Origin of the sequence: Bacillus sp. XF8, from assembly GCF_017498755.1 — a bacterium.
In the GTDB taxonomy this organism is placed as follows: domain Bacteria; phylum Bacillota; class Bacilli; order Bacillales; family Bacillaceae_G; genus Bacillus_A; species Bacillus_A bingmayongensis.
Window position 1 is genome coordinate 46,051 of the sequence record NZ_JAGDQK010000023.1, and the last position, 14,116, is coordinate 60,166.

At 34.1% G+C, this 14,116-nt stretch carries 16 protein-coding genes; 8 read left to right on the forward strand and 8 right to left on the reverse strand.

What is annotated here, in order from left to right; translation table 11 throughout:
* Positions 1 to 142: 142 nt before the first annotated feature.
* Together J4P91_RS15340 and J4P91_RS15345 are read right to left on the reverse strand one after the other, a co-directional pair.
* Positions 143 to 820, reverse strand: a complete 678-nt coding sequence (locus J4P91_RS15340) for an LrgB family protein (protein ID WP_017151408.1) — start codon at positions 818 to 820, stop codon at positions 143 to 145.
* On the reverse strand, positions 817 to 1,182 hold the full coding sequence (locus J4P91_RS15345) for a CidA/LrgA family holin-like protein (protein ID WP_017151409.1): 366 nt from the start codon (positions 1,180 to 1,182) through the stop codon (positions 817 to 819). Before J4P91_RS15345 ends, J4P91_RS15340 begins: the two co-directional genes overlap by 4 nt.
* A 147-nt stretch (positions 1,183 to 1,329) precedes the next feature.
* Between J4P91_RS15345 and alsR the strand changes: the two genes are divergently transcribed.
* Complete coding sequence (alsR, locus tag J4P91_RS15350; protein ID WP_017151410.1) at positions 1,330 to 2,232, forward strand: acetoin biosynthesis transcriptional regulator AlsR; 903 nt, start codon at positions 1,330 to 1,332, stop codon at positions 2,230 to 2,232.
* Between the two features lie 145 nt (positions 2,233 to 2,377).
* Here alsR and J4P91_RS15355 read toward each other — a convergent pair whose 3' ends face one another.
* Positions 2,378 to 2,986, reverse strand: coding sequence for a hypothetical protein (locus J4P91_RS15355; protein ID WP_207994824.1), 609 nt, complete (start codon positions 2,984 to 2,986; stop codon positions 2,378 to 2,380).
* A gap of 186 nt (positions 2,987 to 3,172) precedes the next feature.
* On the opposite strand from J4P91_RS15355, the gene J4P91_RS15360 reads away from it, so the two are divergent.
* The 3 genes from J4P91_RS15360 to J4P91_RS15370 all read left to right on the forward strand — a co-directional run bounded on the left by J4P91_RS15360 (position 3,173) and on the right by J4P91_RS15370 (position 5,693).
* The gene (locus J4P91_RS15360; RefSeq protein WP_207994825.1) at positions 3,173 to 3,748 is read left to right on the forward strand and encodes an ABC transporter permease; all 576 of its coding nucleotides are present in this window, start codon (positions 3,173 to 3,175) and stop codon (positions 3,746 to 3,748) included.
* A gap of 93 nt (positions 3,749 to 3,841) precedes the next feature.
* Positions 3,842 to 4,753: an ABC transporter ATP-binding protein gene (locus J4P91_RS15365; protein WP_207994906.1), complete on the forward strand. Its 912-nt coding sequence runs from the start codon at positions 3,842 to 3,844 to the stop codon at positions 4,751 to 4,753.
* Positions 4,746 to 5,693: an ABC transporter permease gene (locus J4P91_RS15370; protein WP_207994826.1), complete on the forward strand. Its 948-nt coding sequence runs from the start codon at positions 4,746 to 4,748 to the stop codon at positions 5,691 to 5,693. The genes J4P91_RS15365 and J4P91_RS15370 overlap by 8 nt, the downstream gene beginning before the upstream one ends.
* Positions 5,694 to 5,738: 45 nt before the next feature.
* Here J4P91_RS15370 and J4P91_RS15375 read toward each other — a convergent pair whose 3' ends face one another.
* Positions 5,739 to 6,884 carry a M20 peptidase aminoacylase family protein gene (locus J4P91_RS15375; protein WP_207994827.1) on the reverse strand — a complete coding sequence of 382 codons (1,146 nt, stop codon included), beginning with the start codon at positions 6,882 to 6,884 and terminating at the stop codon, positions 5,739 to 5,741.
* Between the two features lie 408 nt (positions 6,885 to 7,292).
* Here J4P91_RS15375 and J4P91_RS15380 point away from each other — a divergent pair, with 408 nt between their 5' ends.
* Complete coding sequence (locus tag J4P91_RS15380) at positions 7,293 to 8,609, forward strand: ABC transporter substrate-binding protein (RefSeq protein WP_207994907.1); 1,317 nt, start codon at positions 7,293 to 7,295, stop codon at positions 8,607 to 8,609.
* A 47-nt stretch (positions 8,610 to 8,656) separates the two neighbouring features.
* Here J4P91_RS15380 and J4P91_RS15385 read toward each other — a convergent pair whose 3' ends face one another.
* Complete coding sequence (locus J4P91_RS15385; protein ID WP_207994828.1) at positions 8,657 to 9,565, reverse strand: EamA family transporter; 909 nt, start codon at positions 9,563 to 9,565, stop codon at positions 8,657 to 8,659.
* Positions 9,566 to 10,226: 661 nt separating this feature from the next.
* Between J4P91_RS15385 and J4P91_RS15390 the strand changes: the two genes are divergently transcribed.
* Together J4P91_RS15390 and J4P91_RS15395 are read left to right on the forward strand one after the other, a co-directional pair.
* Positions 10,227 to 10,934, forward strand: a complete 708-nt coding sequence (locus J4P91_RS15390) for a cytochrome c biogenesis CcdA family protein (protein WP_207994829.1) — start codon at positions 10,227 to 10,229, stop codon at positions 10,932 to 10,934.
* Positions 10,935 to 11,023: 89 nt separating this feature from the next.
* On the forward strand, positions 11,024 to 11,530 hold the full coding sequence (locus tag J4P91_RS15395) for a CcdC family protein (RefSeq protein ID WP_207994830.1): 507 nt from the start codon (positions 11,024 to 11,026) through the stop codon (positions 11,528 to 11,530).
* A 26-nt stretch (positions 11,531 to 11,556) separates the two neighbouring features.
* Here J4P91_RS15395 and J4P91_RS15400 read toward each other — a convergent pair whose 3' ends face one another.
* Positions 11,557 to 11,988 carry a DUF2621 domain-containing protein gene (locus tag J4P91_RS15400; RefSeq protein WP_017151420.1) on the reverse strand — a complete coding sequence of 144 codons (432 nt, stop codon included), beginning with the start codon at positions 11,986 to 11,988 and terminating at the stop codon, positions 11,557 to 11,559.
* Positions 11,989 to 12,092: 104 nt separating this feature from the next.
* Positions 12,093 to 12,389, reverse strand: coding sequence for a hypothetical protein (locus tag J4P91_RS15405; RefSeq protein WP_017151421.1), 297 nt, complete (start codon positions 12,387 to 12,389; stop codon positions 12,093 to 12,095).
* A 259-nt stretch (positions 12,390 to 12,648) separates the two neighbouring features.
* Here J4P91_RS15405 and J4P91_RS15410 point away from each other — a divergent pair, with 259 nt between their 5' ends.
* Positions 12,649 to 13,245 (forward strand): AAA family ATPase, encoded by a 597-nt coding sequence (locus J4P91_RS15410; RefSeq protein ID WP_207994831.1) that lies wholly within the window; start codon positions 12,649 to 12,651, stop codon positions 13,243 to 13,245.
* Positions 13,246 to 13,553: 308 nt separating this feature from the next.
* On the opposite strand, the gene J4P91_RS15415 is transcribed toward J4P91_RS15410, so the two are convergent.
* Positions 13,554 to 14,114 (reverse strand): class I SAM-dependent methyltransferase, encoded by a 561-nt coding sequence (locus tag J4P91_RS15415; protein ID WP_207994832.1) that lies wholly within the window; start codon positions 14,112 to 14,114, stop codon positions 13,554 to 13,556.
* Positions 14,115 to 14,116: the final 2 nt, after the last annotated feature.

Sequence of the window (14,116 nt, forward strand, 5' to 3'; positions counted from 1 at the left end):
TTCTATCCTTTTTTGTAATGATTCTGTTCGATCCAAAGTTCTCATCAATCGGGCTTTTACAGACTGTTCATCCCTTACCTCATTTCTTTACTTTCGCTGAATGTTGAGGGGGAGCGTTATTGTCCGGAGAGTATAGTGCTGTTTAATGTAACCAGGATAAGAAGAGTGGTACGATGACTAAACTTGCTCCAGCTGTTAGAAGCATGGATAAACTTGCAATTGTACCTTCAACTGGTCCGATTTCAAATGCTTTTGAAGTACCGGTTCCGTTTGCACTAGTACCTAGCATAATACCTTTGGCAATGGCTGTTTTAATCCGGCATATGCGAATCAGAGAAGGGCCTAAGAGCGCTCCAGTTAGTGCTGTAAGTACAACAAATACTGCTGTTAATTGCGACATACCACCAATCATTTCTGAGATTGCCATTGCAATTGGTGTTGTTACGATGTGCGGCGCCAAACTATGTTCTAGTGATGAATCAATGTGAAAAGCATTTGCTAGTAGGGCTGAAGTAATCACTGATAAAAATGAACCAACAATTACGTTAATTAAAATGGCACTTGCGTGTTTTTTTAATAAATTAAAGTATTTATAGATGGGCCATGCAAAAGCTACTGTTGCTGGCTTTAATAGTTCAGTTAGCCAGTGACCACCAGAATCGTATGTTTCATAAGATGTATCTAGTCCAAGTAATAACGCGATTAAAACAATTGGACAAACGAGAAGGGGTGAAAGTATACTCCAATTCCAGCGCTGATATAGTTTCTTAGCAATCCAATATGTTAATAGTGTTAATAGCAAACAAAAAAAGCCGATCATTGTGCTGATCCTTTCCGCTTTAATAGCAGTTCTGTTAAGATTCCAGTTACAAGTGTTACACAAAGGGTACTAATCATGATAATTAAAATGAGATCGATACCATATTGTGATAATGTATCTCTGTAACGAATGACAGCCACAGCAGAAGGAATGAAGAATAAGATAAGTTCTTTTAATAAGAAGTCTGCTCCGTCTTGTATCCACTCTTTTTTCACTAGGTTAAATTTTAATGAAATTAACAATAAAAAAATCCCGATAATACTTCCTGGAATTGGGAGGTGTGCCTGCTTTGCGATCCATTCACCTGTCCAAGCGAAACAAAATAATAGTAAGATTTGACCGCTTAATTTCCACCATTTCATACAGTAACACCTCTTTCTCTTTTTTTTTCATAAAAATTGTAAAAATAATTAACAATTTCTACTATACGTCCTTTCAAAATATTTGTCTAATATATAAATTATATGTTATTAATTTATTATACATATTAATCGAAAAGGGGATCCGAAATGGAATTACGGCATTTGCAATATTTTGTTGTTGTAGCAGAAGAGTTACATTTTGGGCGAGCAGCTGCTCGTTTACAAATGACACAGCCACCGCTAAGTCAACAAATTCAGCAATTAGAGAAAGAAATGGGAGTTACATTATTTTCAAGAACGAAGCGGAAAGTTGAACTGACAGAAGCGGGAGAAATGTTTTTAAAAGAAGTAAAAAAAGCATTTGATCAAATTGAAAAAGCAGTTGAGGTTGCACAAAGTGCACAAAGAGGAGAAGTTGGATCACTATCAATCGGATTTGTAGGAGCTGCAATATACGATATTTTACCTTCCATTGTTCGAGAATATCGAGAAAAGTTCCCGAGAGTATCTGTTGTGTTACATGAATTATCTACACCTGAACAAGTTAATGCTCTTCATGAAAATCGAATTGATGTTGGTTTTTTACGTCCACCAATTACGACCCAATTGTTAGAATTAGAGCCTATTCAAAAGCTTTCATGTACATTATGTTTACCAAAGGCTCATCCGCTAGCGGAAAAAGAAGAAATTCATATTGAGGATTTACAAGATGAACCATTTGTATTTATAACTAGACCAGTGTGGCCTGCGTTATACGATACAATTTTATCGTTATGTAGGGGCGCTGGATTCAGTCCACACATTGTGCAAGAGGCAACAGAGTATCAAACTGTTATGGGACTTGTAGCCGCAGGAATTGGTATAACTGTTATTCCGGTATCTGCAAATAAGTTATATAAAACAGAAGTGGTGTACAAGGCAATATATGATTCTAAATTTGTAGCTGAAATGTCAGTGGCGTATCGGAAAACAAATAGCAATCCTGAGCTGTTAGAGTTTTTAAAAATTGCAAGGAAGAAAAAGCGAATAGAAGTTGAGGATAATAATTAAAATGATAAGATTATAAAGTTCACTTATGGTTGCAATTATTATTTTTTACAGTACTCCAGCAGAAGTCCCCTTCCTTAAGCATGTGCAGGACATAGCCCAGGTGGTAGGGAGGGGATGAATGTTGGGCGTACATAGCACGAAGTTTCTATTTCCTTTTTATCTCGATATTATATAAATAAACATGCTCATTTTTTTGGATTAATTGTTCTAATATATTTTTGTTGTCTGGGAAAAGGACGGAAGTAGATTCTGGATTTAAATTATTAATCCAAACAGCAATAGTAATTTTTGTATTATATTTTATTTTTTTTGGTTCACTAATTTGTGCGAATGTAGAATCAGTAATGTTCATCGTTAAATCTTCAAAACCTTTGTATGAATTGCCCCCAATATGCATAAACCATTGCCGCGTTTCGTGTGTTTCGTTGCCAAGATTGAAAGTTTGTTGTCCAAAAGAAAGTTTAACTGTTTTCTCTTGAAAGTGTGAAGAAGACAACCAAGCGATATCTTTTACTTTTTGTCCGTTTTGGTAATATTCAATTGTTGTATATATTTCATCTTGTTTATTTAGAAGAGCAACCTCATAAAAATGAATATTTCCTTGCGGTACGGGGAATATCTCTAAAATATTGGATTCTTTTTCTGATAATTCATAAGGTTTAACGGTTATAAAAGAGGTATTATTTTTTTGAAGACTACAGCTGGTCAAGGGAATAACAAATAAGAGTAAAAGCAGAAAACATTTTCTTTTCATATAATCACTCCCATACGAAGCTATTAGATACATTTGAAAAATTTCCTGTACTTAAAAAACGGTTCCCTTTCTACGACTTAAGGCCTAGTAAAGATTGCGATTGTAGTTCGATGTTAAAAAGGTCATATTTTTATATACTAGTAGTATAGAATGCTGGACGTTAAAAAGTAAGGTAGGGGAATCGGTATGTCTTTATTTCGGTTAGCAAAAAAAAATATACAAAACTATGCTGCCCAAAGATTAAAGCAATTTATATGGATTGCAATGAGTACAATGCTATATTTCTTTATCATATCTGTTCGATCTAATGAAGCAGTAATAGAAAAAATGAAACATACACCGTCTCTGTTAGCTCCACTATATTATGGGGAAATACTGTTGTTTTTCGTATGCACTGCTGTTACATACCAGATGACAAATAGATTCTTAAAAAACAGGAAACAGGAATTACTATTGTACGAAACTGCCGGTATGAAAAAAAGAAAAATTTTTTGTTTGTTCTGTCAGGAGCAGTTGTTGATTTGTGGAGGAGCAGTCCTTTTTGGTTGCATTCATGGGATGCTATTTTTGAAGTTATTTACAGTAATTTTTATAAAGTTAATGGGGGTTCATGGAATAAATAGCGTGCCTATTACGTTATACGCATTATCGGTAACAACAATGTTGGTCGTTATAATCATCCTATTATCATTATGGCAATGTTATAAATTTATTGAAGAATTTAAATGTGAACAATTAAATAAAGTCGGGGAAAAGGCATGAGGTATCATGTCTTTTTCTTCGTTTTACAGTGGAAAATAATCATGATACAGTGTAAGGAACTGAAAAAAGTGTTGGAGAGAAAGGTTGTATAGAATGGTAAATGAACAATCGATAGTGAGAGTAGAACAACTAACAAAGCGAATCGGTTCAAAGACATTAGTAGAAAATATAAGCTTTGAAGTGAAAAAAGGTGAAGTTGTTGGTTTGTTAGGACCAAATGGTGCTGGGAAAACAACATTAATGCGCATGATGGTTGGGATGATTAGTATGACTGAAGGTGAAGTATGGATAGACGGCCAATCTGTAAAACAAGAGTTTGAAAGTACAGCTGCAAAAATTGGTGCTGTAATTGAAAATCCAGAATTCTATCCTTTTTTAAGTGGTTATGAAAACTTGACATATTTTGGACGTATGAATGGTAATGTTACAGAAGATCGCATTGATGAAGTTGTCCAATTATTAGGTATGGGGCAGGTCATTGATCGTAAAGTAAAAGCATATTCACTTGGTATGAGGCAACGTTTAGGAATTGCACAAGCGCTTGTACATAACCCAGATATCCTTATTTTAGATGAACCAACAAATGGATTAGATCCGAATGGTATCCATGAAATGCGAATGTACATAAAGAAAATTGCACATGAACAAGGAAAAGCAGTTCTTGTATCGAGTCATTTATTATCTGAAGTTGAATTAATGTGTGATCGGGTTATCATTATTCAGCACGGAGAATATGTGGCAACGCAAAATATTCAGCGAGATGAAAGCTTGGAGATGGAGACGATACATATACGTGTGGACGATGTGAAACGAGCAGCGGAACTTTTAAATCATGATATCACGATTCAAGATAATGAGTTGATTATGACTGTGAAAAATGAAGAGATTCCAAATGTAATTCGTACATTAACGGAAAAAGGTATTCGTATTTATCGCGTATATGAAGAAAGAAAAACATTAGAAGAGAAGTTTTTAGAATTAACAGGAGGCAAGGATATTGTTTAATTTAGTTTATAATGAAATATATAAAATTTTTAAGCAGAAGCGAACGATTATTCCGTTTGCCGTTATTACAATTCTAGTTATCGGTTTAGGATGGGTGTCAGTTAAATATTTTCCATCTTCGTCGGGTGATTGGAAAGTAGAATATACAGAAAGAACGACAGAAATTGAAAAAAAACTTGGGAGTACAAAACAGGATATTATCAATCAAAGATCGGGGGATGAGCTTGTCAAAGAGTATCAGTTGAAAATGAAGCATTTAGATACAAATACTCCACCAGCAGGCGATTCACCTCTAACTTTTATGAGAGATACAGGCTTAATTGTGTTTCCAATTTTATTACCATTTATTCTCGTATATGCAAGTACAACTTTTGCGAACGAGTACAATTGGGGAACTTATAAATTTTTAATGATTCGTCCGGCAAGTCGATTTAAAATTTTAACAGCGAAGTATATTGCAATTGTTATTTTCTCTGCCTTATTGTTTATATTTAATATGGTTTTCTCGCTTTTATTTGGGTTTATTATTTATAAATTTCAACAGCCTGCATGGGTGGAATTTATCGTACAAAATGGTAATATCGTTCAGCAAAATATATTTGTTGATGTGAGTAAGTATTATATATTAGAATGGTTCCCAACTCTTGTGTACGCAGCATTTGCTTTTATGATTTCTGTTTTAACGAGATCAAGCGGAGGAGCAATTGGTATTTCCTTATTCGTGGCGTTATCTGGAGGGATTATTTTAATACCAGCGTCTAGGTACGAATGGATGAAATTTTTATTACCAGCTAATACAGATTTATATGGAATCTTAAATAGTGGTGGTAGTTTCATTCAAGGTGTAACATTCCCATTTGCGTCTTGTATGCTTCTCGTGTATTTACTTGTATTTTTAGGCATTTCCTATACTGTATTTTTAAAGCGCGATTTAACATAATAATAGATGGAAAAACCGTTAAGAAGAATGATCTTAACGGTTTTTTTATCGTAATTTGTTAATAGCTTCCTCAGCTAATAAAGCAAAATATTGTGCGCTAATAGGTAATGCTCCTTCATCTAATGTAAAGGCCGGATGATGCCACTCTTGTGTACCAGCTGTGCCCATAAAGACGAACGAACCAGGTATTTCTTGTTGATAAAATGAAAAATCTTCTCCGGCCATCGAAGGTTTTGGTGAAATAATTTGAAGTCCTATTTTGTGAGCGATGGCAATTGATAATTCTGTAAGTTCGCTATCATTATGAACGGCAGGAGGACCTGGATACCAATGAAATTTTGTTTCAACACCTAGTGCATCAGAAACCCCTTTGATAATACGTTCCATCAGTTCTGGTATTCTTTGGCGTGTTTCAGATTGGAATGTACGAACGGTTCCTTCTAAAGTTGCTTTTTCTGGGATAACGTTCCATGTATTTCCTGAATGAATATTCGTTACACTAACGACAGCGTTATGAAAAGAACTTACATTTCGGCTTACAATTGTTTGCAATGCCATAACAATTTGAGAAGAGGCAACAATCGGATCAACACCAGCATCAGGCACAGCTGCATGTGTTCCAACTCCGTGTATTTCAATCTCAAAACGATCGACGCCGGCCATAAGTGGCCCATTTTTTATACCGATTGTACCAACTGGTAAATCGGGCTTATTGTGCATACCAAAAATGGCTTGTACGTTTTCTAAATGACCAGCTTCTATTACTTTGCATGCTCCATTTCCGCTTTCTTCAGCAGCTTGGAATATGAACCTAACAGTTCCGTTAAGTAAAGATTCATTTTCTTTTAATAAGTAGGCAGCACCGAGAATGGATGCTGTGTGAAAATCATGCCCACATGCATGCATTTTACCGGAGTTTTTAGAAGCGTAAGATAACTTAGTTTCTTCGTGTATAGGAAGAGCGTCAATATCAGCACGGAGCGCAATAATTGGCCCATTTTTATTACCGGAAACTTCTGCGATTACGCCAGTTTTTAAATCAGAAGCAATAATTGTGATGTCAGATTCGGTTAACCAGTTACGTATTGCTTTTGTTGTTTCGAATTCTTCGTAAGATAGTTCTGGATATTGGTGTAAGTGACGACGGATGGAGATTAGTTTTTCTGTGAATTGATTTGTGATGGATGTCATCTATTTTTCCTTCTTTCTCAAGATAAACTTCAAGTTATATTTTAAGTATATGAAAATAAGGGAATATATTCATTAGTAATTATATAGGAATTTAGTACATTTAATGAATCTATAAGAAAAAAATATCTCCCAAGTAATCTTTACAATTTTTTACATATAAATAGTGTATCTTTTACATTTTATGATCATTATTTACAAGAAATTCATAAATGTAAGATATACTAAAAAATGTAAACGAAAATACATACAAAATTAGTGTAGAGACGAGAGACCATGGTATAACGCAGCGGAGAATATTTTGAAATCGCTATTGTTATTTATGGTCTTTTTGTATGAAAAGGGGGAGGAAAATTGAGAAGTATAGGTAAAAGATTTATTGCTATTATATCACTATGTATTTTGTTTTTGATGACAGCGTGCTCCAATTCAAATGTTTCTGGGAAAGAGCAGTCAAAAGTTAAGGAAAACAGTGAAAAAACGAACGGTGGAAAAACAGAGGTTGTATTTTGGCATGCAATGGGTGGGAAAACAAAAGAAGTTTTAGAACAAATTGTTCAAAAGTATAATCAATCTCAAGATAAAGTAGAAGTAAAAGCGTTATTCCAAGGTACATATGATGAATCGTTTATTAAGTACAAAAATATTGCAGGTACAAAGGACGCACCGGATGTTCTGCAAGTATTTGATGGCGGAACAAAATATATGATTGATAGTGGGAAAATTGAACCCGTTCAAAAGTTCATAGATCAAGATAAGTATGATGTGTCTCAATGGGAGCCAAATATTCGTAGTTATTATACAGTGGATAAAAAACAATATTCGATGCCGTTTAACTCTTCTACACCTGTTATGGTATATAACAAAGATGCATTTAAGGAAGTTGGATTAGATCCAGAACAAGCCCCAAAAACATTTAAAGAAGTAGAGGAAGCAGCCAAGAAATTAACGAAAAAAGAAGGAAATCAAGTAAATCGCTATGGATTTACTTATTTATTAGATACTTGGTTTTTTGAAGAAATGTTAGCAGTTCAAGGCGGAACATATGTAAATAACGATAATGGTCGTGCTAAAGCAGCAACGAAAGCAACTTTTAATGGGAAAGAAGGGCAAAGAATTTTAGATTTTATTAACAAGTTGAATAAAGAAGGGGTTAATGGTAATTACGGTTCGGATTGGGATAATACACGGGCTGCTTTTTTAGCGGGAAAAACAGCGATGTACTTAGATTCTTCAGCTGGCGTTAAGGATATGATTAACAATGCACCGTTTCAAGTTGGTGTAGCTTATCTTCCTTATCCCGAAGATGTTCAAAGAGAAGGTGTTATTATTGGCGGAGCATCATTATGGATGGCAAAAGATATCGGGAAAGATAAACAAAAAGCGGTTTGGGAGTTTATGAAGTATATGACAACTCCATCTGTACAAGCAGAGTGGCATGTAAACACAGGATACTTTGCAGTAAATCCAAAGGCGTACGAGGAAGAGTTAGTTAAAAAAGAATATGAGAAATATCCACAACTACAAGTAACGGTGAATCAACTTCATGATTCGAAAGTATCACCTGCAACACAAGGAGCATTAATTACAGTATTTCCAGAATCACGTCAAAAAGTACAAAAGGCAATGGAAAGTATTATAGAAGGAACTGATGTAAAACAAGCATTAGACCAAGCGGCTAAAGAAACGGACCGTGCTTTAGAGATTGCGAATCGAGCTAAAAAATAATAGGGAATACTAAAAAGAGGCTTCTCAAATGAGAAGCCTCTTTTCGTTTATACAGCAACTTTCTTGTGTGTATGATGTTTTTGATAACGTCCGCGCATCGCATATGCAATTTGTGGAATTGCAATTCCAATTAAAATAAGCGCCACACCGAGCCATTGAGAAGAGAGTACCGCTTCTTTTAAAACAAATACAGACATAATCGTTGTAACAGGTAGTTCGGCTGCACCAAGAATAGTGGCTAAGCCGGAACCGATTTTTGGAATTCCGATTGTAAAAGCGATGGATGGAATAACAATACTAAACGTTCCTAGTCCTAAACCGTATTTCCAAAGTCCTTGTGAAATCGCCCCATTAAAAATAAATGTTGGTGGGAATACGATCATTACTAAAGTTAAAGCACCAGCCATTAAGAGAACGCCTCGTGGTAATGATGGTACTTCGACAGCAACTTTACCACTGACAAAAATATAGGTTGCAAATGTGACAGCAGATAGTAGACCCAATATGATTCCTGTTGTATCAAAATCACCTGCTGATTTTTCTAATAATCCGCTCGATAAGAATGTACCCGCAAGTAAAAAGAGAACAGAAATAACTTTCTCTCTTGACGGTAATGTTTTTGTTGCTACAGCTTCAATAATTATGCCAACCCAAACGAACTGGAATAAAAGGATAATAGCAATAGATGCCGGTACAGTTTTTAGTGAAGCATAGTAAAAGATACCAGTAAAACTTGCTGATGTTCCAGCGACAAATAAAACAAGTATTTGTTTAAGTGGAACACGATGTCTAGAAAATAGGAGTGTAATGCCAAGCAAAATAAACCAACCGAACAAATATTGACTACCGATTACTTCTCCAAGTGAAAAGCCTTCTGCGTATGCAAGTTTAACAAAGATAGCTAAAATTCCATAGCTACATGCTCCTAATAAAACTAAAAGAGAATAACGAAGCATGAAAATTCCTCCCATCTTATATATTAAATTGTTCCAAAACGGACATATATAACTAGATGGAAGTATACAAAATTAAAAATGAAGGGTCAAATGAAAGAAAAGTGCGACATTTTATAGAATAATAATAAAAGTATGATATTTATGCATAATCTTGAAATTTATAATTATAGAAGTATTGTCAGATAAGGAACGAGCTGTATAAAGTTATCATTTGAAAAAAATATTTTTTTACAGGAAATGTATAGCATACAGAGATATCGTATACAAATAATTTGTTGTTTGGAAGAAGCTTTGATATGTTAATGAATAACAGAATATATTTATAATAGAAGAAAAATGAAAACGCTTCAGAAAAAATATATAAATCCATTTTGATTTTTTGATATATAAGCCGCGGCTATGGATAACGAAAGGTAACCGCTACTTGTTGTCTCTCTTTGTTTTTATTTGGCATGGGGCAGGAAAAGGATCTGACCGTCTCTATGCATAGCGGGACGTTCTCTTCCATCTAAAAAGAAGGGTTTTATGTCGGTTTTTTATTTGTATAGCAGTGTGCAGCTATTTTTTTCTTATTAAAATGTTGTAAATGGTGAATTCATGAATTGTACATAGTATTTTCTTTCATTTTTGCTACAATATTGAAGAGGAGAGGAGTGAAAGGATGCAAGATATTAATATTTTTTTAGCATTTGGGGCCGGTTTTTTATCATTTATTTCCCCGTGTTGCTTACCGCTTTATCCAGCGTTTTTATCTTACATAACGGGAATGTCAGTTTCTGAATTAAAAGAAGAAAATGCGATGCTTCGTAAAAGAAGTATGATACATACGGCGTTTTTCTTACTTGGATTTTCAATTGTCTTCATCGCAATTGGTTTTGGTACAAGTTTTATTGGATCATTTTTCCAAGATTATAAAGATTTAATAAGACAGTTAGGTGCAATATTCATTATTGTATTCGGACTTGTAATTGTGGGGGTATTTAAGCCAAAGTTTTTAATGCAAGATCGAAAATTTACATTTAAAAATCGTCCTAGTGGTTACATTGGATCTGTTTTAATTGGATTGGCATTTGCTGCTGGTTGGACACCTTGTACAGGGCCGATTTTAGTAGCCGTAATTGGATTGGCTACTACGAATCCAGAATCAGCAATGCTATATATGATTGCTTATATACTTGGATTTGCAATACCGTTTTTTATACTTTCATTTTTTATTACGAAAATGTCTTGGATTAAACGACATAGTGGGACGTTTGTAAAAGTAGGCGGATATATCATGATTATTATGGGTATTTTCTTATACTTTAATTGGATGACGAAAATTATCGCATATTTCTCAAGTTTATTTGGTGGTTTCACCGGTTTTTAGTATTATCCTGTGAAAATGTTGGAAATACTAACAGAAAAGCATATAATGAAACTATATTTTCATATTGCCACAAAAAAGGATGAGAAAGTATGAACTTAGTTCTTTTATCAAGTATTGTTGCCATCTGTATGGCTGTAGGTGCGATGTTTATTCGTTTAAAAGCAGCAAAAAAGCCAGCAACATTGAAAAAAATTATTCTCCCACCATTCTTTATGAGTACGGGAGCACTGATGTATATTTTTCCGGAATTTCGCCTAACACCAGCAGAAATGTTAGAAGCAATCGGTGTAGGTTTGTTTTTCTCAATTTTTCTTATTAAAACATCTAAATTTGAAGTGCGTGGACAAGACATTTATTTAAAACGCTCCAAAGCATTTGTGTTTATTTTAATTGGTTTACTCGTTGTACGTATTGTGTTTAAAACATATTTGAGTCAATCACTTGATTTAGGACAGCTAAGCGGTATGTTCTTCTTACTGGCTTTTGCAATGATTATATCTTGGAGAATCGCAATGTATCGCTCATTTACGAAATTGCAAAAGGAAATGGAAAAAGAAGATGGATTTTATAATGAGAAAGATATGAAATTAACGTAAAAAACCTCAAGACTCCTTGAGGTTTTTTATTTGGCCAGCAGTGATTGATAACGGGAATAATCAATTTGCTTTTCCTGTAATTTTTTAATAAGAAATTTATGATCTCGTTTAGGAGTTGCTACAATATACCCTTTAATAATTAAATCTTCAGTTATTTTTGAGGATTTTTCTTTTAACGCCAGCTCTCCGATTTTACCAGCAATTTTAGATCTTGCGACATCGCGGAAAAGTTCAGGGACTGGACTTACAAGTTCTTCTAATAATTGTTTTTGCTCATCATCCCATAAATGCCGTGTTTGCTCGATATAGTGTTGTTCCCAATCTAAAATAGACATGCCGTCTTCTTTCGGTAGACGTTTCAAGAATTTTCGGAACATAAAATACCCACCAATAGACATAAGACCTAGTAAAATAACAGTCCAAGTAACAATAAACCAACTAAACCATCCTTCGAGCAAGTGTATACCCCCTTTACGATAGCAGTTTTCCTTTTACTAGTATTATAAGCAGTGGGATTGATAGAAAGCAAGAACGCTTGGCCATTTTGACCAAGCGTCATGAATTAAACAAAGTATAGCTGTTCGACACGTAATATATCATTATCATCTTCTAAATATTCAATGATAAGTGTACCAACTTTACGATCTTTATCTTCAGTTGTGAAAATAGAGTAAGAAGTAAAACGTTTTGTTGATAGGCCGCTAATATGTGTAGGAAGAGAAATGTAGTCGTTATTGCGGAAGAACTCCATGAGCTCAACATCTTCAAATTGTTTTCGATCCACTGATTGATTTGTGTAGCGACGTTGTAGTTGTTTTAAAGATTCGTTCCAAGAAATTACTTTTGTATCGTATACCATTTGTTCTATCTCCTTACTATATGTAATCATTAAGAACATATGTTCTAAACTAGTATATCCTGTTTTTAATGAAAGGGAAAGCAAAAAATAATGTAAGCTTGGATTTCCAAGCTTACATAAAAGGCGTTCATAATCGTCTCTGTTTTTTATTATAAGCTAGATAGAAATAGGAAACAAGGTACGAAGTATTTTGTTGATAGTTTATAAAATTCCGTTTATTGTAAAAAGATACTTGTTTTTTATAAAAAGAGGTGGAGAAATGTCGTATATTATTTCGCTTCAAGGACCAATGGCGAGCGGGAAAACAACGTTAGCAAGAAGACTAGAAGAGTGTGGATTGCCCATATTATATGAAAAAACTTATGAAATTGTAGAAAAAAGAAAAAAATTAAATTTGGATATTTACACAAAAGAGGGATTTATTACAAATCAAAAAATGTTTATTGAGGCAAAAATAAAAGAATTTCAGAATGCACGAGGGAGCACTTTAATATTTGATCGTGGTCCGGAAGATATTGAGTTTTATTCACTACATTTTCCAAAATTGATAGGGATGGATTGGGATATTGAAAACGAACTAAAAGATGAATTGTATCAATTAAGAAAATGTCGTTCGAATGCAATTTTTTATTTGGATGTTTCTAAAAAGAAATTGCAAGAGAGAAAGGAGAATGATACGTCAAGAAGACGCAGTACATTTGAAGGGCAGTTAGAGTTAATAAATACTGAAAAACAGTGGTATAAACAGTTTCCAGTTACATATGTGAATACTGATGAAGCGACAGTAGGGGAAACAGAGGTGTATTTCATGAAATGGTTAAATGAGAAGAAATATGAGGGAAATGTTCTTAAATAAGTTTTTTAATATAAAGAAAAAGATCATATTAGATCGACTATTCTATCAATGTGAAGAGATGGGGGATCATTATAATGAAGGTAATAGAAACCGTACATGAAGCTTCGAAATTACTACTATTTTAGTATTTTGATTGCTTATATGTAACTTTCACGCGATTTATAAATCCATGTTACGAAACCGCGTATATCTTTATAATAATGACGAGGTATCAAGACTGTTAAGTTATGATACTAAAAAAGTCGATCTCCTATTGGAAATCGACTTTAAAGCTTTTGTTCAAGAAAAACACCTGTTTAGCTTAATAACTAAAACTTTATTGCGTCTATAATTAACGATGGAAAAACAAGTTTATCCCCTTGATTTCGTGGATCATATTTTTTGGAACGAAAAATAACCCCATCAGCTCCATCCCATTCATTGTAATGAAAATTTCCCTCTTCATCACAATATTCAAGTAATTCTACTTCGAATCCAACAGTTTCAAACATTTTCCTTAAAGTTTCATAATTATGAACTATTTTATGACTAGCTGCAGGATGGTCTTTAGGTCCAGGACCGCCAACTTGTACACCTTCTTGGTATTCTTCATCTGGGAAAAATGCATCAGGAACGGCACATCGAATATAACCACCATGCTTTAAAAACTCATAACATACTTTCGCCGCTTCTATGCCTTCTTCATATGATAAATGTTCCCATACATGCTCCGCTAAAATTACCGTTAAAGAGTTAGGATCAAACCTTTTTATCCAATCTTCCCTTTTTAATAAATTCAATTCTTCCTCATTCGTATGTATCCATCCTGGATTATTATTATATTCCCCTGCACCAATTACCAGCTTAATTTCCTTTTGTTTTATAGCCAACG

Bases quoted from the DNA above. Each gene is read 5' to 3' on its own strand.
- J4P91_RS15340 (WP_017151408.1), bottom strand. From the start codon at position 820: ATGATCGGCTTTTTTTGTTTGCTATTAACACTATTAACATATTGGATT.
- J4P91_RS15345 (WP_017151409.1), bottom strand. From the start codon at position 1,182: ATGAAATGGTGGAAATTAAGCGGTCAAATCTTACTATTATTTTGTTTC.
- alsR (WP_017151410.1), top strand. From the start codon at position 1,330: ATGGAATTACGGCATTTGCAATATTTTGTTGTTGTAGCAGAAGAGTTA.
- J4P91_RS15355 (WP_207994824.1), bottom strand. From the start codon at position 2,986: ATGAAAAGAAAATGTTTTCTGCTTTTACTCTTATTTGTTATTCCCTTG.
- J4P91_RS15360 (WP_207994825.1), top strand. From the start codon at position 3,173: ATGTCTTTATTTCGGTTAGCAAAAAAAAATATACAAAACTATGCTGCC.
- J4P91_RS15365 (WP_207994906.1), top strand. From the start codon at position 3,842: ATGGTAAATGAACAATCGATAGTGAGAGTAGAACAACTAACAAAGCGA.
- J4P91_RS15375 (WP_207994827.1), bottom strand. From the start codon at position 6,884: ATGACATCCATCACAAATCAATTCACAGAAAAACTAATCTCCATCCGT.
- J4P91_RS15380 (WP_207994907.1), top strand. From the start codon at position 7,293: ATGACAGCGTGCTCCAATTCAAATGTTTCTGGGAAAGAGCAGTCAAAA.
- J4P91_RS15385 (WP_207994828.1), bottom strand. From the start codon at position 9,565: ATGCTTCGTTATTCTCTTTTAGTTTTATTAGGAGCATGTAGCTATGGA.
- J4P91_RS15390 (WP_207994829.1), top strand. From the start codon at position 10,227: ATGCAAGATATTAATATTTTTTTAGCATTTGGGGCCGGTTTTTTATCA.
- J4P91_RS15395 (WP_207994830.1), top strand. From the start codon at position 11,024: ATGAACTTAGTTCTTTTATCAAGTATTGTTGCCATCTGTATGGCTGTA.
- J4P91_RS15405 (WP_017151421.1), bottom strand. From the start codon at position 12,389: ATGGTATACGATACAAAAGTAATTTCTTGGAACGAATCTTTAAAACAA.
- J4P91_RS15410 (WP_207994831.1), top strand. From the start codon at position 12,649: ATGTCGTATATTATTTCGCTTCAAGGACCAATGGCGAGCGGGAAAACA.